This is a genomic window from Streptomyces sp. NPDC044921, from assembly GCF_056432865.1.
The window spans coordinates 368,553-386,552 of record NZ_JBWKIF010000004.1 but is presented as its reverse complement, the minus strand read 5'-3'; the positions used below and the strand labels follow the sequence as shown (position 1 = coordinate 386,552).

Sequence of the window (18,000 nt, the reverse complement as noted above, 5' to 3'; positions counted from 1 at the left end):
TCCTTCCTGCGTGGTGGGGCCGACGGGCCCCGCGATGAGGGGCCCGGTCAGCCGGCGGACGTCGCCCCGGCGGCCAGGGCGGTGGGCGCGCGGCCCGCGAACGCCAGGACGTCGCGGTGCAGATGGGGCTGGTCGGCGTAGCCGCACGCCAGGGCCACGTCGGCGGCGTTCGCTCCCGCACCGAGGGCGCGGGCGGCGTGGTCGAAGCGGACCAGCATGGCGGCGCGCTTGGGGGCGAGGCCGGTCTGGGCGCTGAACCGGGACCACAGCCGTTTGCGGCTCCAGCCGCACGCGGCGGCCAGTTCGGCGACCCGTACGTCGCCCCGCCGGGCCACGATCGTGTCCCAGGCGGCGGCCACCTCGGGGGCCGTCTCCGGCGCCCGCGCGGCCCGTCCGGCCAGGAACTCCGCCACGAGGGCGAGGCGGCGCTGCCAGGCCGGGGTGTCGGTCAGCCGCTCCCGCAGCAGCCGCTCGTCGCGTCCCCACAGGTCCCCCAGGGACGCCACGACCCCGTCCAGCTCGCGCGGCGATACGCCCAGCAGCGCGTAGGCGGCCCGGGGCGACAGGCGCACCTCGACGCACTCGACCCGCTCACCGCGGATCCGGGCCGGTCCGGGCGACAGCGCGGCGACGAGACCGGGCAGGCTCCGGCGGCCGCCGGAGCCCTCGACGGTGAGCGGTGCGTCCCCGAGCCCGATGACGACGGTCACCACCGGTTGCGGGAGCACCCGCAGGTCCAGCCCGGCCGCGGCACGGTCGCGGAACCCGGCCATGAGGACGCCGTCGAGTGAAGGCCCGCCGAGGGGGAGGGCGACGTCCCAGCCGGGCTCGGTCTCCGCTTCGTAACTGCGCATGCCTCCACGGTCGCCGACCGGGCCCGGTTGTCTTGGACGAAAGTTCCGCCCCGGCTCAGGGACGGCGCAGCAGGCGGTTCAGCGCCCGGCCGAAGACGTACCGCGACGAACGGCGCACCACGCCGTCGAGGAGCGGCGGCAGGAAACGCAGCCGGATCTCCTCCCGCCACACCACGCGGGTGCGCCCGCCCGGCCCCGGCCGCACCTCCAGTTCCGCCCAGCCGAGCACCACGCGCCCGCGCTTCTCCAGCCGGCACCTGCCCGGGCCCCCGTCCGCCGGCGGCTGCCAGAGGGTGATCTCCATGGGGTCGTCGAAGGCGAACGGCCCGACGCCGGAGCGGGCCACGACCCGCGTGCCCCGGCGCGTCGGGCCGGGCGGGACCACCCGGACCACCGTCAGCGGCACGGCGTCACCGTGCCGCGGCCACGCCGTGATCCGGCGCCACGCCTCGTCGAGGGGGAGCGGGGCCGTGCGCTGGAGTTCGATGTTCGCCACGGCACGATCGTAGGGAACGCGCACCGTCCGCCGTCCGGCCACGCCCCGTCCCCCCGACAGGTTCGTTCCCCGCCGTTCCGTCACCGGTACACGGCCCCGGGTTCCGCCTTCCCCGGTGCCAGCAACTGCGGCACCGTCACGAAGACGTAGCCCCGTTCCTTCAGCGCGTCGACGATCCCGGGCACGGCCGGCACGGTGCCGTCGTAGATGTCGTGCAGCAGGATGATCCCGTCGCGGGACGCCTGGTCGAGGACGCGGCGGCCGATCAGCTCGGAGTCGGTGGTCGTGTAGTCCTTCGCCGTGACGGTCCACAGCACTTCGGACAGACCGAGCTCGCGGCAGATCTCGTGCACGGTGGCGTTCGTGCGGCCCTGCGGCGGGCGCATCAGGGTGGGGCGGCGGCCGGTGAGGCGTTCTATCTCCCGGTTCGGGCGCTCCAGTTCCTCACGTATCTGTTCGGGCCGCAGCCCGGTCAGGATCTTGTGGTCCCAGGTGTGGCTGGCCACCTCGTGGCCCTCGTCGGCCATCCGCCGCACCAGCTGCGGGTACTTCTCGATGTGCCGCTCGCCCAGCAGGAAGAAGGTCGCCGGGACGTGCTTCTCCTTCAGGATGTCCAGCAGCCGCGCGGAGTGCTCGCTCGGTCCGGCGTCGAAGGTGAGCGCGATGCACTTGGCCTCGCGGCAGTCGACGGTGCCGAAGCGGGCCGCCTCGGCACCGGCGGCCGGTTCGGCCCGGACGGCGCTGGGGGCGGTGGTGTCGAGCCCCGAGCAGCCGCTCAGGGCGAGGGCGGCCGCCGCCGCGAGCGTCCCGGCCGTACGGAACGCGGTCCCCGTTTTCTTCATCTTCTTGGTCAGAGAAGGCATGCCGGGACTATACACATCGTGTATACGTGCCGTTCATAGTGTTCGAGTGCCCCGGCTGGAGACCCTGGAGGCCGGCAGCACCGGCACCCGTCGCGCGCTGGAGCGCGCCCACGCCGACGGCGCCCGGTTCGTGCTCGCCTCCACCTCCGAGGTCTACGGCGACCCGCTGGGGCACCCCCGGCGCGAGGACTACTGGGGCAACGCCAACCCGGTCGGCCCGCGCAGCGTCTGCGACGAGTCCAAGCGCTTCGCCGAGGCCCTGGTCACCGCCCACCGCGGCGTGCACGGCACCGACGCCGCCATCGCCCGCATCCTCAACACCTACGGTCCCCGCATGCGCACCGGCGACGGCCGCGCGGTCCCCACCTCCGTCGCACAGGCCCTGGACGGCATGCCCCTGACCATCGCCGGCGACGGCGGGCATGTCCGCTCCCTGCGCTACGTCGACGACACCGTGGACGGTGTGCTCGTCCTGGCCGCCTCCGCCGGGACCGGGCCGGTCGACATCGGCGGCGGCGAGACGATCACCATGTCGGAGCCGGCCCGTCGGCCCGCCGGATCGTCGACCTCACCGGCTCCGCGTCCCGCGTCCGGTTCGTGGACCGCCCCGTCGACGACCCCGGCCGCCGCCGCCCCGACATTCGCCTGGCCCGGGAGCGGCTGGGCCGGCGCCCCCGGGTCGGCTGGAGCGAAGGCCTGGAGCGGACCATCGACTGGTTCTCGCGCTCCGTCGCCGCCTGATCACCCGCCGCGCGCCGCCCGCCGCCCGCCGCCTGCCCCTCCGCCGCCCGCCGCCCGCCGCCCGCCGCCCGCCGCCCGCCGCCTGCCCCTGCGCTGTCCGCCGTCCGCCGCGCCCGGCCGCCCGTGGCTCGTCCGCCCTGGTGGGGCCATGACCGCCCGACAGAACTACCCAGAGTGACAAATCGGTACTTTCGTCATGAGTAGGCATCAATTGTTTAAGTCAGCTCACTCGCGGCACTCGCCAGCACCGTAGTCCTCCACACCCTCCACGGGAGGAGCACCCGGCTCATGCGCATCCTCGGTATCAACGCCCTGTTCCACGACCCGGCCGCCGCCCTCGTCGTCGACGGCACAACCGTGGCGGCCGCCGAGGAGGAGCGCTTCAGCCGGCGCAAGCACGGCAAACGCCCGCTGCCCTTCTCCGCCTGGGAGCTGCCCGGGCTGTCCGCCCGCTGGTGCCCGGAGCACGCCGGACTGCGGCCCGCGAACCTGGACGCCGTCACCTGCTCCTTCGACCCGGCGCTCGCCCGGCCCGCCCGCGACATGGGCCTGAACGACCCCTGGGACCCGCTGCGCCTGGAGTACGCGCGCCACGCCCCCACCTGGCAGGAGGAGGTGTCCCCGTGAAGTCGGCCCGCCCCGTCAAGGCCGTGCTGTTCGACCGCGACGGCACACTCGTCGAGGACGTCCCCTACAACGGCGACCCCGACCTGGTCCGCCCCGTCGCGGGCGCCCGCGAGGCGCTCGCCCTGCTGCGCGAGCGCGGCATCGCCACCGGCGTCGTCACCAACCAGTCCGGCGTCGCACGCGGCCTGCTCACCGAGGCCGACGTCCGCCGCGTCCACCACCGCGTCGACGAACTCCTCGGCCCGTTCGACGTGTTCGCCGTCTGCCCGCACGGCCCCGACGACGGCTGCCGGTGCCGCAAGCCGCAGCCCGGCATGGTGCTGTGGGCGGCCGGACGCGTCTGCACCCACCCCGCCGACCTCGTCGTCATCGGCGACATCGGCGCCGACGTGGAGGCCGCCCGCCGGGCCGGCGCCCACGGCATCCTCGTCCCCAACGCGCAGACCCGCCCCGAGGAGGTCGCGGCCGCCGACCACGTCGCCCCCGACCTCACGACCGCCGTCCGCGCGGTGCTCGACGGAGTGCCGCGGGGCCGCGTGCTGGTCGACGAACGACCCGTCCAGGAGGCCTTCACCACCGGCCCCGGACACCGGAGGTGCCGGTGAAAGCACTCGTGACCCGACTCGACAGCTTCGGCGACCTCCTGCTCGCCGGTCCCGCGATCCGCGCGGTCGCCACCCGCGCCGACACCGTCACCCTGCTGTGCGGACCGCGCGGCGCCCCCGCCGCCCGGCTGCTGCCCGGCGTCGACGCCATCCTCGTATGGGACGCGCCCTGGGTGGGCTTCACGCCCCCGCCCGTCGGCCGCGGCGAGGTCGACCAGCTCATCGACACCATCGACGCCGACACCGCGCTGATCCTCACCTCCTACCACCAGTCGCCGCTGCCCGCCGCGCTGCTGCTGCGCCTGGCCGGCGTCGGCTTCATCGCCGCCGACAGCGAGGACTACCCCGGCTCCCTGCTCGACGTGCGCCACCACCGCGCCCCGCACGCCCACGAGGCCGAGGCCGCCCTCGACCTCGCCGAGGCGGCCGGGTTCCCCGCGGCCGACGACGGCCGCCTGCGGGTGCTCCCGCCGCCCCCGACCGCAGGCCTCACCGGCCCCGGCCCCTACGTCGTCGTGCACCCCGGGGCCAGCGTCCCCGCCCGCGCCTGGAGCCCCGGGCGCTGCGCCGAGGCGGTGCGCGAACTGGCCGCCGCCGGGCACCGGGTGGTGGTCACCGGCGGCGCGGGGGAGAGCGACCTGACCGCGTTCGTCGCGGGCGAGCAGGCCCTCGACCTCGGCGGCCGCACCGGCGCGGCGGAACTGTCCGGCGTCCTCGCGGGCGCCGAGGCCGTCGTCACCGGCAACACCGGCCCCGCCCACCTCGCCGCCGCCGTCGGCACCCCCGTCGTCTCCCTGTTCGCTCCGGTCGTGCCCGCCGAACGCTGGCGGCCCTACGGCGTCCCGTACGTGCTGCTCGGCGACCAGGACGCGCCCTGCGCGGACAGCAGGGCCAGACAGTGCCCCGTGCCCGGCCACCCCTGCCTGGACACCGTCACCGCGCACGACGTGGTCACCGCCGTCGAGAAGCTGCGGGGGGAGACATGAGGATCCTCCTGTGGCACGTGCACGGCTCGTGGACCACCGCCTTCGTGCAGGGCCCGCACACCTACGTCGTCCCCGTCACCCCCGACCGCGGCCCCGACGGCCTCGGCCGCGCCCGCACCTGGGACTGGCCCGGCAGCGTCGTCGAGGTGCCGCCCGAGCGGCTGCGCGACGAGCACATCGACGTCGTCGTCCTGCAGCGCCCGCACGAACCCGGCCTGGTCGACCGGTGGCTGGGCCGCCGCCCGCCCCTGGTGTACCTGGAGCACAACGCCCCGCACGGTGACGTGCCCGACACCCGCCACCCCGCCGCGGAGATCCCCGGCGCCACCCTCGTCCACGTCACCCACTTCAACCGGCTGATGTGGGACGCCGGTGCCACGCCCAGCACGGTCATCGAACACGGCATCGTCGACCCCGGGCCGCTGTGGACCGGGGAGCTGGAGCGGGCCGCCGTCGCCGTCAACGAGCCGCTGCGGCGCGGCCGCACCACCGGCACCGACCTGCTGCCCGCCTTCGCCGAGGCCGCCCCGCTGGACGTCTTCGGCATGGGCACCGAAGGCCTGGCCGGCCGGCTCGGCATCCCCGCCGAACGCTGCCGCTCCCACGAACTCACCCAGGCCGAGCTGCACACCCGGATGGCCCGCCGCCGCGTCTACGTCCACCCCGTGCGCTGGACCTCCCTCGGCCTGTCCCTGCTGGAGGCCATGCACCTGGGCATGCCCGTGGTCGCGCTCGCCACCACCGAGGCCACCGAGGCCGTACCGCCCGGCGCCGGAGTGGTCTCCAACAAGATCGACGAACTGACCGGCGCCGTACGCGACTTCGTCGCCGACCCGCTCCACGCGCGCACGGCCGGCGAGGGAGCCCGGGCGGCGGCGCTCGCCCGCTACGGGCTGAACCGCTTCCTGGACGACTGGGAGCGGCTGCTGAAGGAGGTGGCCCGATGAGGATCGCCATGGTGTCCGAGCACGCGAGCCCGCTCGCCGCGCTCGGCGGCGTCGACGCCGGCGGCCAGAACGTGTACGTGGCACGCCTGAGCGAGGAACTGGCCCGGCGCGGCCACCAGGTGACGGTCTACACCCGCCGGGACGCGCCCGACCTGCCCGACCGGGTGCCGCTGCCCGGCGGCGCCGTCGTCGCGCACGTCCCGGCCGGACCGGCCCAGGCCGTCCCCAAGGACGAACTCTTGCCGTACATGCCCGACTTCGGCGCCTGGCTGGGCCGCGCCTGGGCCCGGGAGCGGCCGGACGTGGCGCACGCCCACTTCTGGATGTCCGGCATGGCCACCCGGATCGGCGCCCACCCGCACGGCGTGCCCGTCGTGCAGACCTTCCACGCCCTCGGCACCGTCAAGCGCCGCCACCAGGGCCGGCTCGACACCAGCCCGCCCGAACGCGTCGGCGTCGAGCGGCGGATCGGCCGCGGCTGCGCCCGGGTCCTGGCCACCTGCTCCGACGAGGTGCGCGAACTCGCCGCGATGGGCGTGCCGCCCCGGCGGGTGTCCGTGGTGCCCTGCGGGGTGGACGCGGAGCAGTTCCGGCCCGGCGTGCCGCCCGGCGGCGTCCCGGCGCGCGCCGCGCGGCACCGGCTGCTCGCCTGCGGCCGCCTCGTCCCGCGCAAGGGCTACGACCAGGCCATCGAGGCCCTCGCCCGGATCCCGGACGCCGAACTGGTCCTCGCGGGCGGGCCCGCCGCCGGACTGCTCGCCGACGACCCCGAGGCCCGGCGGCTGCGGCGCCTCGCCCGGCGCACCGGCGTGGCCGACCGGGTCCGGATGCTCGGCGCGGTCGACCCGGCCGCCATGCCCGCCCTGATCGGCAGCGCGGACCTGGTGCTGTGCACCCCCGTCTACGAGCCGTTCGGCATCGTGCCGCTGGAGGCCATGGCCTGCGGCGTCCCCGTCGTCGCCACCGACGTCGGCGGCCACCGCGACAGTGTCGCCGACGGCGCCACGGGCCGGCTCGTCCCGCCGCGGGACCCCGAGGCCATCGCGGCCGCCGTCCGCACACTCCTCACCGACGACGCCCTGCGCCGCCGCTGCGGCACCGCCGGACGCGCCCGCGTCCTGACCCACTACACCTGGCAGCGCGTCGCCGACGGCGTCGAGCAGGTCCACCGCCAGGTCCTCGCCGGACACGCACAGCAGAAGGAGGTGGCGTGATGACCGTGCACCCGCCCGTCACCGGGCACTGCGACGAGCTCCAGGACGCCCTGACCGCGTTCCGCGCCTCGGCGCCCCTCACCGAACGGTGGGGCGAGCACCTCGCGGCCGTCCTCACCGGCGGGGGGCGGCTGCTGGCCGCGGGCAACGGCGGCAGCGCCGCCCAGGCCCAGCACCTGACCGCGGAACTCGTCGGCCGCTACCGCGACGACCGGCCGCCGTTCTCCGCGCTCGCCCTGCACGCCGACACCTCCAGCACCACCGCCATCGCCAACGACTACGGCGTGGACGAGGTGTTCGCCCGCCAGGTGCGCGCCCACGGCCGCTCCGGCGACGTGCTGATGCTGCTGTCCACCTCCGGCGCCAGCGCCAACCTGCTGTCCGCCGCCGACGCCGCCCGCGCGGCCGGCATCCGGGTGTGGGCCCTGACCGGCCCGGCCCCCAACCCACTGCTCGCGGGCAGCGACGAGTCCCTGTGCGTCGACGCGCCGACCGCCGCGACCGTGCAGGAACTGCACCTCGTGGCGGTGCACATGGTGTGCGCGGCCTTCGACGCGGCGGTGGAACGCGGCACCTGGCGGCACGGCGACGGCGGGAGCTGACATGGAGCGCAAGGCACCGCTGGTCGTGGTCGGCGACGCGCTCCTCGACCGGGACGTCACCGGGCGCGCCGAACGGCTCGCGCCCGACGCGCCCGTGCCGGTCGTCGACGACTGCGGGGAGCGGACCCGGCCCGGCGGGGCCGCGCTCGCCGCCTACCTCGCGGCCCGCGACGGCCGGGACGTCACCCTGGTCACCGGCCTGGGCGACGACCCCGCCAGCCGCGAGCTGCGCCGCCTGCTGGAATCCTGGCTCACCCTGGTCCCGCTGCCCCTGACCGGCCCCCTGTCCGAGAAGACCCGCGTCCTCGCCCAGGACCGCCCGGTGGTCCGCCTCGACCGGGGCGCGGGCCGCACCCGCGAGGCCACCGGCACCGCCCGCGCGCTCGTCCGCTCCGCACCCGCCGTGCTCGTCTCCGACTACGGCCGGGGCACCGCCGACGCCCTCCGCGACGACCTCGCCGCCCGGCCGCCCCTGGTCTGGGACCCGCACCCGCGCGGCGGCACCCCCGTACCGGGCACCCGGCTGGTGACCCCCGCCGAGAAGGAGGCCCACGCCCTCGCCCCGCGGGACGGCACACCGCGCCGGGACCTGCACGCCGCCGCCCACAGCGCCGCCGCCCTGGTGCGGCAGTGGCGGGCCGCGGCCGTCGCGGTCACCCTCGGCGCACGCGGCGCCCTGCTCTCCTACGGCGAGCACCCGCTGCTCGTGCCCGCGCCCGCCACGCACCCCGGCGACAGCTGCGGGGCCGGCGACCGGTTCGCCGCCACGGCGGCCGGACTGCTCGCCGACGGCGTCCTGGTCGCCGAGGCGGTCGAGGGCGCCGTGGCCGCGGCGAGCGGCTTCGTCGCGGCCGGCGGCGCCGCCGCCGTACCGACCACCGACACCCCCCGCGTCTCCCCGTCCGACGACGGCGACCCCTGCGACCTGGCCGCCCGCGTCCGCTCGGCGCACGGCACCGTCGTCGCCGCCGGCGGCTGCTTCGACCTGCTGCACGCCGGCCACGTCGGCCTCCTCCAGGCCGCCCGGCGGATCGGCGACTGCCTGGTGGTGTGCGTCAACTCCGACGCCTCGGTGCGGCGCCGCAAGGGCGACGGGCGCCCCGTCAACCCGCTCGCCGACCGGGTCCGCGTCCTGCGCGCCCTGGCCTGCGTCGACGCGGTCGCCGTCTTCGACGAGGACACCCCCGAGCGTCTCCTGGCCGACCTGCGGCCCGACGTCTGGGTCAAGGGCGGCGACTACGCGGCCGCCGACCTCCCCGAGGCCGCCCTGCTGCAGCAGTGGGGCGGCCAGGCGGTCCTGCTGCCCTACCTCGACGGCCGCTCCTCGACGGCCCTGATGGAGCGGGCGGCGGAAGGAGCACGATGACGCACCCGATGAGCCGGGCCACGGGGGCGGACACCGGACGATCGCGGCAGGCTGCTGTCATGACACCCGACCCGGCCCCCGATGCTCCGCCGCCCCGCCTCCTCGTCCTGCGCGCCCTGGGACTCGGCGACCTGCTCGCCGGCGTGCCCGCCCTGCGCGCCCTGCGACGGGCCCACCCGCGGCACGAACTCGTGCTGGCCGCGCCCGCCGGACTCGAACCGGTCGCCGCGGCGACGGGCGCCGTGGACCGGCTGCTGCCCGCCGCCGCCCCGGGGCGCGCGGTACCGCGCTCACTCGACTGGAGCGGGCCGCCCCCGGACATCGCCGTCGACCTGCACGGCAACGGCCCGCCCAGCCACCGGCTGCTGATGGGGCTGCGGCCGCGGAAGCTGCTCGCCTTCGCCCACCCCGGCACCCCGGAGGTCGACGGCCCGCCCTGGTACGCCGACGAACACGAGCGCGACCGCTGGTGCCGGCTGCTGCGGGCGTACGGCATCGAAGCCGACCCCGCCGACCTCCACCTGCCCCGCCCGGGCACCGCCTCCCCGGCGCCCGGCGCGGCCGTGCTGCACCCCGGCGCCGGGTCACCCGCGCGCTGCTGGCCGGTGGAGCGTTACGCCGCGGTCGCGACGGAGCTGCGCGCCCGGGGCCTTCGGGTCGTCGTCACCGGCGGCCCCGACGAGGGCGACCTGGTGGCCCGGCTCGCCAAGCAGGCCCGGCTGCCCGACACGGACGTCTTCGGCGGCGGCCTGCCCTTCGGCCGGCTGTCCGCGCTCGTCGCCGACGCGCAGGTCGTGATCAGCGGCGACACCGGCATCGCCCACCTCGCCGTCGCCCACGCCACGCGCTCCGTCACCCTGTTCGGGCCCGTCGCGCCGAGCCGCTGGGGCCCGCCGCCCGACCCGCGCCACCGCGCCCTGTGGTACGGCCCCGAGGGCGACCCGCACGGCCGCCGCACCGACCCCGCGCTGCTGCGCGTCACCGTCGACGACGTCCTGGACGCCGTCACCGCCCTGCCCGGCACCCCGCACCCGTGAGGAGGGGACACCGCACCATGGCCACCGCGCGCCCGGACCCGGGCCCCGTCGGCATCGTCATCGCCACCCGCAACCGCTCCGCCACGCTCGCCGAGGCCCTGCAGCGGCTGCGGGCCCTCCCCGAGCGTCCCGAGATCCTCGTCGTCGACAACGCCTCCACCGACGACACCCGGGACCGGCTCGCCCGCGACTTCCCGGACATCCGCGTCCTGGCCCTGCCGCTCAACCACGGTGCCCTCGCCCGCACCCACGGCGCCCGGCTCCTGGACACGCCCTATGTGGCCTTCAGCGACGACGACTCCTGGTGGGCGCCCGGCGCCCTGGACACCGCCGTCCGCCTGTTCGAGGACCATCCACGCCTCGGTCTGATCGCCGCCCGCACCCTGGTCGGCCCCGGCGCCGACCCCGACCCCCTCAACGAGGTGCTGGCCGGCTCGCCCCTCGGCCGGGTCAACGACCTGCCGGGCACCCAGGTCCTGGGCTTCCTCGCCTGCGCCTCCGTGGTCCGCCGCACCGCCTACCTCGACGCGGGCGGCTTCCACCGCCTGCTCTTCTTCGGCGGCGAGGAGACCCTGCTCGCCTACGACCTGGCCGCGCGCGGCTGGGGCGTGACCCACTGCCCGGACGTCGTCGCCCACCACCATCCGGCGCCCGCACCCCGCACCGGCCGCCCGGTCGTCCAGCGCCGCAACGAGGTCCTCACCGCCTGGCTGCGCCGCCCCGTGCCCTACGCCCTCGCCCGCACCCGGGAACTGGCCGCCGAGGCCCGCTACGACGACCACGCCCGCCGCGCCCTGCGCGGCACGCTGGTCCGGCTGCCCGCCGCGCTGCGCGAGCGCAGGCCCCTGCCGCCGCACATCGAACGGGCCGCGCGCCTGCTGGAGGGAGCGTCCGCGTGACCGATCACCGCACCACCGTCGTGGTCATCACCCACAACCGGCGCCGGGAGCTGCTGCGCACCCTCGACCGCCTCGCCGGACTGCCCGAGCAACCGCCGGTGATCGTCACCGACAACGGTTCCGCGGACGGCACCGCCGACGCCGTCGCCCGCCACCACCCCTGGGTCCTTCTGCTGCGGCCCGGCCGCAACCTGGGCGCCGTCGGCCGCAACCTGGCGGTCCGGCAGGTCACCACGCCCTACGTCGCGTTCTGCGACGACGACTCCTGGTGGGCGCCCGGCGCGCTGGCCGGCGCGGCCGACCTGCTGGACCGGCACCCGGCGCTGGGCTCCGTCACGGCCCGGATCGTCGTCGAACCCGGCGGCACCGACGACCCGATCGTCGAGGAACTGCGCAACTCGCCCGTGCCGGGCCCGGGCTGGCTGCCCGGGCCCGCGCTCGGCTCCTTCCTGGCCGCCGCGACGGTGCTGCGCGCCGACGCCTTCCGCGCCGCCGGCGGCTTCCACCCGCGGCTGTGGCTGGGCGGCGAGGAGGAGCTGCTCGCGGCGGACCTGGCGGCCGACGGCTGGTGGCTGACGTACGCCGACCACCTGGTGGTGCACCACCACCCGTCGGCGGCCCGGGACGCGACCCTGCGCCGCTCCCACGGCATCCGCAACACCCTGTGGTTCACCTGGCTGCGCCGCCCGGCCGGGCCCGCCCTGCGCCGGACCGCGCACCTGGCGCGCACGGTGCCGCGGGACACCGCGTCCCTGCGCGCCTTCGCCGAGGCGGCGGCCGCCCTGCCCTGGGTGCTGCGCGAACGCCGTGTCCTGCCGCGGGAGGTGGAGTCCCGCCTGCGCCTGCTGGAACCGGCCCAGCGCGCCTCCAAGGCCCGCCGCTACACCGGCTGAGGCCAGGGTCCCGGGTGGCTGCCGGACCGGCCGGTCAGCCGCCGCACCACCGGCACATCAGCCGGAACCCGGCAAACAGCGCCAGCGGCCACAGGGCGGCGAACGCCCAGATCACCGCGGGCTCGGAGGTGACCATCCCGGCCACCATCAGACCCGTCGCCACCGCGAACAGGACGGCCACGGTCAGGACGCGGGGACGGTAGGAGGCCACCCGGGCCAGCACCCGGGCCGGGTCGGGGCGGCGGCTCGGCCGCAGCGTGCGCATGCGGCGGTCCAGGCGGCGGTCGCGGCGCAGGACGCGTTCCATCTCGTCGAGGATGCGCTGCTCGTGGTCGGGGAGTCGGCCGATGGACACGCTCTTCTCCTTCCGGGCGGCCGGACCGCGGGTCCTCCCGGTGGAACGTACGACGGCGGGGACGTGCGGCGGGGGACGAACAAGCGGGTGCCCCGCGAGGTCCGGAAGCTAACCGGGGACCGGTCGCGCCAGCGCCTCCACGAGCCGGTCCGCGCTGTCCGGCGCCGTGCCCTCGCGGAACCCGTCCCGGATCTGCCGCGCGGTCACCCGCCCGCCGGTCAGGCACCAGTCCCACCAGCGGTCCAACCGCCGCACGTCGAGCCGCTCGGCGGGCACCAGCGCGGGCCAGCCGCAGGCCCGCGCCTGCGCGGTCAGCTTGGCGCCGCCGGCGACCGGGTCGACGGCGAGCACGGGAGTGCCGACCCGCAGCGCGATCACCAGCCCGTGCAGGCGGTCGGTGACCACGAGGTCCAGCCGGGCGAGCACGGACTGCAACTGCGCGGGCGTGGCGCTCAGATGCCAGTCGTGGGTGTCGAGCCGGGTCTCCAGCTCCAGCCGGGCGCAGTCCTTCGCGGAGAGCCAGCGCGTCACCTCCTCGGCGACCTGTCCGTGCCGCCGCAGCGGCCCGTACTCCTCCTGCCCGTGCGTGAGGATCACCCCGACCACCGGCCGGGCGGGCACCTCGGGGGCGCGGGCCGCCAGGTCCTCCACCGGCTCGCTGTCCGGCGCGTCCCGGGGCAGCACCCGGTGGAAGCCGGTCACGGCCGCGTCGGCGGGGTCGATCACCGAGGTGCCGACGGCGATCCGCACACAGTGCGCGAACCGCCGGTGCAACTGCTCGATCTGCGGCCCGTGCAGCGGGCCGCACACGAACACCAGGTGGCTGTAGTCCCCGGGCCGCAGCCGGTCCAGATGCAGCGCCTCCGGCCGGAAGCCGGGACTCCAGGCGATGTCGTAGGGGATGCCGGTGCCCCGCAGTACGTCCTCGACCCGGCGCAGGGCCAGCACGTCCCCGGCGGTGGCCTCCCCGTCGCGGAAGCTGAACCACCCGGTGAGCAGCACCCTGCGCGGTCGTATGCCCTGTCGTGTCTGCACACGCCCTGAGTGCCCGCCCACCGGAAGGGCAATCAGGGCATTACGGGCATACGGTGGGACGTCACTGGGCGTAGAAGGTGGCGTCGGCCCGGTCGGTCGCGGTGCTCACCGCCTGCACGTTCAGCAGGTACTCCCAGTGGCGCACGTAGCGCCCGGGGTAGTTGTACGACTCGTACGAGACGCCCGCGGGGTCGGCGAGCCCGGCGCGCCGGTGGAAGGTGGCGTCGGCGGCGAACTGCGCGCTGCCGTCGTTCCGCTCCAGCCACACCTCGAAGTTGTCGTGCCGCAGGTAGGAGCCGGGGAAGTTCGCCGACTCCAGCGAGACGGTGCCGCTGCCGGCGAGACCGGGCACGACCCGGAACTGCGAGTCTTCGAGCTTGGTGACGTTGGCCTCGATCCGGGCCCGGTAGTCGTAGTGCCGCACGAACCGGTCCGGGAAGTTGTACGAGGAGAAGCGCTGCGGGGTGACCCCGTCCGCCACGGGGATGCCGAAGTTCGGGGTGCCGTCGGCGTTCCAGTACACCTTCTGCACGCGGGTGCGGCGGTTGGGGTCGTTGAGGGGGTCGCCGCTGATGTCCTTGTAGTTGCGGTCGTGGTAGACGAGGATGTCGCTCCTGCCGTCCTCGGAGACCGTGAAGGAGTTGTGGCCCGGCCCGTACTGGCTGGTCGCGGCGCTGCTGGCGAACACGGGGGTGGGGCTCTTGCTCCAGGACGCCTGGCTGAGCAGGTTCGCGCCCGCGGAGGCGGTGAGCATGCCGAGGCAGTAGTTGCTGTCGGTGGCGCTCGCGGAGTAGGTCATGAACACCTTGCCGCCGCGCTGGATGACGGCCGGGCCCTCGTTGACCTTGTAGCCGGCGGTCTCCCAGGCGTAGGTGGGCCGCGACAGCATCACCGGGGTCCCGGTGATGGTCCAGGGGTTGGCCATCCGGGCCAGGTAGAGGTCCGTGTTGTTGTTCACCGACGGGTCGCGCTGCGCCCAGGCCAGGTAGCGCACGCCGTTGACGACGAAGGTCGTGGCGTCCAGGGAGAAGCTCTCCCACTGGGTCTTGATCTGGCCCTTCTCCGTCCAGGTCGCGGTGAGCGGGTTGGCGCCGGTGCCCTCCAGGACGTACATCCGGATCGCCCAGACGTCGTTGGTGGCGCCCGCGGCGAAGTACACGTACCACTTGCCGTCGATGAAGTGGATCTCCGGCGCCCAGATGTGCGCGCCCATCACGCCGCTGGTGTGCTTGGTCCAGATCGTGGTCTCGGGCGCCGACTTCAGCCCCTGGATGGTGGTCGCCCGGCGCAGCACGATGCGGTCGTACTCGGGGACGGTGGCGGTGAAGTAGTAGTAGCCGTCGGTGTGCTTGAAGATGTGCGGATCGGCGCGCTTCTCCGCGATCGGGTTGGTGTACGTGACGGCGGGGGAGTCGGGCACGGCGGCCTGCGCGGGCGCGCCGGCCAGACAGCTCGCCAGGGCGACGAGGACGGCCAGCAGCAGCCGTACGGCTATGTGTCTCAAGGGAGTTCTCCGGGGGAGGGCAGGGGTGAGGGAGACCAGTTCTGTCCGTTATTTCGAACGTCGTTCGCGAAATCGGCCATGAACGCGGTCAGAAGATAGGGGGAGCCCTCACCCCCGTCAACGGTTCGGACGAGGACGGTCGCCGGGAGGGGCCGGTCAGCCGGGGAAGCGGGCCGTGCCCGTCAGGACGCGGACGTCGAGGTCGGTGACCCCGCTCGCGGTCAGCCGGGCGGTGAACTCGGCGCGCACCCGCTCCACGGCGTCCGGTGCCAGACCGTCGAGCATCCGGCGCGTCCCGCTGCCGGTGGCCAGCGCCCAGGCGGTGTCCGGGGACAGCGGGGCGTCGAACCGCCGCCGGGTGACCTGCGGCGCGCTGCCGCCGAGGTCTTCAAGCCAGGCCGCGAGGGCGTCAGCGGTGTCGATCCGGGCCAGTTGGTCCCGCTGCGGCGGGCGGGGCACCGGACGCTCCGTCTCGACGGCACCCACGAGCGCCGACTGCCAGCCGCCGAGCGCCCCCTTCTCCCAGACGGTCACGACGAACCGGCCGCCGGGGCGCAGCTTCCGCGTCAGGGCGGCACACTCCCGGTCCATGTCCGGGAAGAAGAACACGCCGAGCGCGCACTGCACGACGTCGTAACCGGCGCCGGGCGCGGGCCAGGAGGTGACGTCGTGCCGGTGGAAGCGGAGGTTCGTCAGGCCCTCCTCGCGCGCCCGGCGCTCACCGATCGCCAGCAGCCCGGCCGCGAGGTCCACGGCGTCCACCCGGCCCCCGGGCCCGACGGCCCGGGCGGTCGGCAGCGCCGACGCCCCGGCCCCGCAGCAGGCGTCCAGCACCGACTCGCCGCCGGCCGGGGCGGCCACGGCGGCGGTGGCCTCGCCGATCGGGTCCCACAGCACCGTCGACCACTGGTGGAACTGCTCCGCTCCCGCGCTGAACACGTCCCCGACGGTGTTCTCCCCGGTGGTCACACGCATCGCCCCCTCGTCGTAGGACCGCCAAGTCTAGATTCCCCAACTTGGGCCCGCCCGGCGATTACCCACGGGGCAGGGCACGCGGCCCAGCCGTCCGGCCTCCGGCTCCGGCCGCCCCGGCCCCGGCCCTGGCCCCGGCCCTGACCGTCCGGGCTCCGGCCCTGGTGGTCCGGGCTCCGGCCCTGGTGGTCCGGGCCCCGCTTCTGGTCGTCCGGGGCCTACGCCCCTGGTCGTTTGGTCTCCGCCCCTGGCCGTCCGGGCTTCGCCCCTGGCCGTGAGGCCTTCGCCCCTGGCCATCCGATCCCCGACCCTGGCGTCCGGGCTTCGCCGTTCGCTGGTCTGCCTCCAGGCCTCGCCGACCGGCTTTCGGTTTCGAGGAGCTCACGCCGGACGAGATACAGCGGCGCACCGACGCGATGTTCTCGTCCTGACGGGCGGGGACGGGGGCCGGCGGCGGTGTCAGCGGGCCCGCTCCGCCGGTTCTCCGGCCGCCGGCGGCGCGTCCGCCCGCACCTTGCCGCCCGGGTGGCGCAGGGCGCACAGGAAGGCGGCGCCCAGGGCGATGGCCATGCCGTAGAACACCCACTGGTTGGCCTCGGCGAAGTCCATGCGGATCGCGGACATCGCGTCCCGGGCCGCCTCGGCGGCGGGCCCGGTGCCGGCGGGTGGGCGGGCGTCGCCGTTGCCCGTGATCGACTCGGTGACGTCACGGGCCACGGCCCTCGCGTCCCCGGCCGGCATCCCCCGTGACTCCAGGGTGTCCTCGACCCTGCCGGTGGTGACGTGCGTCAGGACCGTGCCGTAGACGGCCAGACCCACGCTCGCCGCGTAGTTGCGCACGGTCTGGGTGATGCCGGTGACCTCCCCGTAGGAGGCGCCGATGGACCGGTTCACGGCGTCCGTGGAGGCCGGTGCCAGGACGAGGCCGATACCCGCCCCGGCCAGGGCCGCGTAGGGCCACTGGTCGTGCATCGACAGGTCGGTGAGCTTGCCCGCCCACAGCGCGAACCCCGCACAGCCCAGGGCCGTGCCCAGCTTCAGCGCCGGGCGCGCGCCCCGCTGGTCGAGGATCCGCCCGCCCCACTGCGAGGCGAGCGCGAAACCCACGAAGAAGTACAGCAGGAACAGGGCCGCCTGGTTCGGTGAGGCGCTCAGGGACACCTGGGCGTAGACCGAGGAGAAGAAGAACAGCGGGACGAAGGCGAGCATCGAGAAGAACAGCACCGCCGCGTCGACGGTGAACGCCCTGTCGCGGAAGACCCGCAGGTCGATCAGCGGGTGCCGGACCCGGTGCTCGAAGCGCGCGAAGACGCAGAGCACGGCGACGCCGCCCGCGAGGCAGAGCCAGGTCGCCCAGCTGTCCCACCCCCACGCCCAGGCCTGCTGGAAGCCCAGGACGCTCAGGCCCATGCCCGCCGCGACGAGGACGGCGCCGCGCACGTCGAGCGTCCCGGACCGCCGGTCGGGAACGTGCGCCAGGGCCGTGAGCACCAGCGCCACGATCGCGACGGGGACGTTGACCCAGAACACGGCCCGCCACGTCCAGCTCGTCAGCCAGCCGCCCAGCAGCGGGCCGATCGCGGTCAGCGCGCCGGTGACGCCGAAGAACAGGGCGAGGGCCCGGCCGCGCCGCTCGACCGGGAACACCGCCACCACCACGGCCAGCGCCGCGGGGAAGAGCAGGGCCGCTCCGAGCCCCTGGGTGGCCCGGAACACGATGAGCCAGGTCTGCGCCGCGTCGCCGTCGGGCACACAGCCGCACAGCACCGACGAGACGACGAAGACGAGCGTGCCCACGACGACGACCCGGCGCGGCCCGTACAGGTCCGCGAGGCGCCCGCCGAGCGCGAAGAAGGCCGCGAGGGCGAGCAGATAGGCGTTGACCACCCACTGCATGCCCGAGGAGGACAGGCCCAGCTCGCGGACGATGTCCGGAGCCGCGATCGACACGATGGTCTGGTCGATGAAGGTCATGGCGACCGCGAACATCATCGCCGCCAGCGC

17 protein-coding genes and 2 pseudogenes are annotated in these 18,000 nt (G+C 75.7%); 11 read left to right on the top strand and 8 right to left on the bottom strand.

The genetic code is table 11. The features are described from left to right. Nucleotides 1-47 precede the first annotated feature (47 nt). The 3 genes from AC07DA_RS08960 to AC07DA_RS08950 all read right to left on the bottom strand — a co-directional run bounded on the left by AC07DA_RS08960 (nt 48) and on the right by AC07DA_RS08950 (nt 2,213). Nucleotides 48-854 carry a helix-turn-helix domain-containing protein gene (locus AC07DA_RS08960; protein ID WP_479125947.1) on the bottom strand — a complete coding sequence of 269 codons (807 nt, stop codon included), beginning with the start codon at nt 852-854 and terminating at the stop codon, nt 48-50. Between the two features lie 55 nt (nt 855-909). Further along, complete coding sequence (locus AC07DA_RS08955; RefSeq protein ID WP_479125945.1) at nt 910-1,350, bottom strand: SRPBCC family protein; 441 nt, start codon at nt 1,348-1,350, stop codon at nt 910-912. Between the two features lie 80 nt (nt 1,351-1,430). Beyond that, the gene (locus AC07DA_RS08950) at nt 1,431-2,213 is read right to left on the bottom strand and encodes a polysaccharide deacetylase family protein (RefSeq protein ID WP_479125943.1); all 783 of its coding nucleotides are present in this window, start codon (nt 2,211-2,213) and stop codon (nt 1,431-1,433) included. 43 nt (nt 2,214-2,256) lie between these two features. On the opposite strand from AC07DA_RS08950, the pseudogene AC07DA_RS08945 reads away from it, so the two are divergent. The 11 genes and pseudogenes from AC07DA_RS08945 to AC07DA_RS08895 all read left to right on the top strand — a co-directional run. Beyond that, nucleotides 2,257-2,954 (top strand): annotated as a pseudogene (locus tag AC07DA_RS08945) (NAD-dependent epimerase/dehydratase family protein); the annotation flags it as partial. Nucleotides 2,955-3,242: 288 nt separating this feature from the next. Beyond that, nucleotides 3,243-3,578: pseudogene (locus AC07DA_RS08940) on the top strand (carbamoyltransferase N-terminal domain-containing protein); the annotation flags it as partial. Further along, complete coding sequence (locus AC07DA_RS08935) at nt 3,578-4,186, top strand: D-glycero-alpha-D-manno-heptose-1,7-bisphosphate 7-phosphatase (protein WP_479125941.1); 609 nt, start codon at nt 3,578-3,580, stop codon at nt 4,184-4,186. The pseudogene AC07DA_RS08940 and the gene AC07DA_RS08935, both read left to right, overlap by 1 nt. Then, nucleotides 4,183-5,172, top strand: coding sequence for a glycosyltransferase family 9 protein (locus AC07DA_RS08930; protein WP_479125939.1), 990 nt, complete (start codon nt 4,183-4,185; stop codon nt 5,170-5,172). Before AC07DA_RS08935 ends, AC07DA_RS08930 begins: the two co-directional genes overlap by 4 nt. After that, a complete protein-coding gene (locus tag AC07DA_RS08925) occupies nt 5,169-6,119 on the top strand; it encodes a glycosyltransferase (protein WP_479125937.1) in 951 nt (316 codons plus the stop codon). Before AC07DA_RS08930 ends, AC07DA_RS08925 begins: the two co-directional genes overlap by 4 nt. Next, nucleotides 6,116-7,333 (top strand): glycosyltransferase, encoded by a 1,218-nt coding sequence (locus AC07DA_RS08920; RefSeq protein ID WP_479125935.1) that lies wholly within the window; start codon nt 6,116-6,118, stop codon nt 7,331-7,333. The genes AC07DA_RS08925 and AC07DA_RS08920 overlap by 4 nt, the downstream gene beginning before the upstream one ends. Continuing rightward, the gene (locus AC07DA_RS08915) at nt 7,333-7,935 is read left to right on the top strand and encodes a D-sedoheptulose-7-phosphate isomerase (protein ID WP_479125934.1); all 603 of its coding nucleotides are present in this window, start codon (nt 7,333-7,335) and stop codon (nt 7,933-7,935) included. The genes AC07DA_RS08920 and AC07DA_RS08915 overlap by 1 nt, the downstream gene beginning before the upstream one ends. A 1-nt stretch (nt 7,936) precedes the next feature. Then, nucleotides 7,937-9,301 carry a D-glycero-beta-D-manno-heptose 1-phosphate adenylyltransferase gene (gene rfaE2, locus AC07DA_RS08910; protein WP_479125932.1) on the top strand — a complete coding sequence of 455 codons (1,365 nt, stop codon included), beginning with the start codon at nt 7,937-7,939 and terminating at the stop codon, nt 9,299-9,301. 59 nt (nt 9,302-9,360) lie between these two features. Further along, nucleotides 9,361-10,338, top strand: a complete 978-nt coding sequence (locus tag AC07DA_RS08905) for a glycosyltransferase family 9 protein (protein WP_479125931.1) — start codon at nt 9,361-9,363, stop codon at nt 10,336-10,338. Between the two features lie 17 nt (nt 10,339-10,355). Further along, a complete protein-coding gene (locus tag AC07DA_RS08900; RefSeq protein ID WP_479125929.1) occupies nt 10,356-11,237 on the top strand; it encodes a glycosyltransferase family 2 protein in 882 nt (293 codons plus the stop codon). Beyond that, a complete protein-coding gene (locus AC07DA_RS08895) occupies nt 11,234-12,130 on the top strand; it encodes a glycosyltransferase family 2 protein (protein ID WP_479125927.1) in 897 nt (298 codons plus the stop codon). Before AC07DA_RS08900 ends, AC07DA_RS08895 begins: the two co-directional genes overlap by 4 nt. Nucleotides 12,131-12,164: 34 nt before the next feature. On the opposite strand, the gene AC07DA_RS08890 is transcribed toward AC07DA_RS08895, so the two are convergent. From AC07DA_RS08890 to AC07DA_RS08870, 5 genes are all read right to left on the bottom strand, one after another. Beyond that, a complete protein-coding gene (locus AC07DA_RS08890; protein WP_479125925.1) occupies nt 12,165-12,485 on the bottom strand; it encodes a DUF3040 domain-containing protein in 321 nt (106 codons plus the stop codon). Nucleotides 12,486-12,593: 108 nt separating this feature from the next. After that, complete coding sequence (locus tag AC07DA_RS08885; RefSeq protein WP_479125924.1) at nt 12,594-13,520, bottom strand: polysaccharide pyruvyl transferase family protein; 927 nt, start codon at nt 13,518-13,520, stop codon at nt 12,594-12,596. A gap of 61 nt (nt 13,521-13,581) precedes the next feature. Then, on the bottom strand, nt 13,582-15,024 hold the full coding sequence (locus AC07DA_RS08880; RefSeq protein WP_479125922.1) for a family 43 glycosylhydrolase: 1,443 nt from the start codon (nt 15,022-15,024) through the stop codon (nt 13,582-13,584). Between the two features lie 156 nt (nt 15,025-15,180). Beyond that, on the bottom strand, nt 15,181-15,999 hold the full coding sequence (locus AC07DA_RS08875; protein WP_479125920.1) for a class I SAM-dependent methyltransferase: 819 nt from the start codon (nt 15,997-15,999) through the stop codon (nt 15,181-15,183). Between the two features lie 456 nt (nt 16,000-16,455). Next, entirely contained in the window at nt 16,456-17,988 is a 1,533-nt protein-coding gene (locus tag AC07DA_RS08870; RefSeq protein ID WP_479126111.1) for an MFS transporter, read from the bottom strand. Between the last annotated feature and the right edge of the window lie 12 nt (nt 17,989-18,000).

Excerpts from the sequence above, each read along its gene's own strand:
- AC07DA_RS08900 (WP_479125929.1), top strand. The coding sequence starts at position 10,356 with ATGGCCACCGCGCGCCCGGACCCGGGCCCCGTCGGCATCGTCATCGCC.
- rfaE2 (WP_479125932.1), top strand. The coding sequence starts at position 7,937 with ATGGAGCGCAAGGCACCGCTGGTCGTGGTCGGCGACGCGCTCCTCGAC.
- AC07DA_RS08870 (WP_479126111.1), bottom strand. The coding sequence starts at position 17,988 with ATGATGTTCGCGGTCGCCATGACCTTCATCGACCAGACCATCGTGTCG.
- AC07DA_RS08950 (WP_479125943.1), bottom strand. The coding sequence starts at position 2,213 with ATGCCTTCTCTGACCAAGAAGATGAAGAAAACGGGGACCGCGTTCCGT.
- AC07DA_RS08920 (WP_479125935.1), top strand. The coding sequence starts at position 6,116 with ATGAGGATCGCCATGGTGTCCGAGCACGCGAGCCCGCTCGCCGCGCTC.
- AC07DA_RS08925 (WP_479125937.1), top strand. The coding sequence starts at position 5,169 with ATGAGGATCCTCCTGTGGCACGTGCACGGCTCGTGGACCACCGCCTTC.
- AC07DA_RS08875 (WP_479125920.1), bottom strand. The coding sequence starts at position 15,999 with ATGCGTGTGACCACCGGGGAGAACACCGTCGGGGACGTGTTCAGCGCG.
- AC07DA_RS08960 (WP_479125947.1), bottom strand. The coding sequence starts at position 854 with ATGCGCAGTTACGAAGCGGAGACCGAGCCCGGCTGGGACGTCGCCCTC.
- AC07DA_RS08915 (WP_479125934.1), top strand. The coding sequence starts at position 7,333 with ATGACCGTGCACCCGCCCGTCACCGGGCACTGCGACGAGCTCCAGGAC.
- AC07DA_RS08905 (WP_479125931.1), top strand. The coding sequence starts at position 9,361 with ATGACACCCGACCCGGCCCCCGATGCTCCGCCGCCCCGCCTCCTCGTC.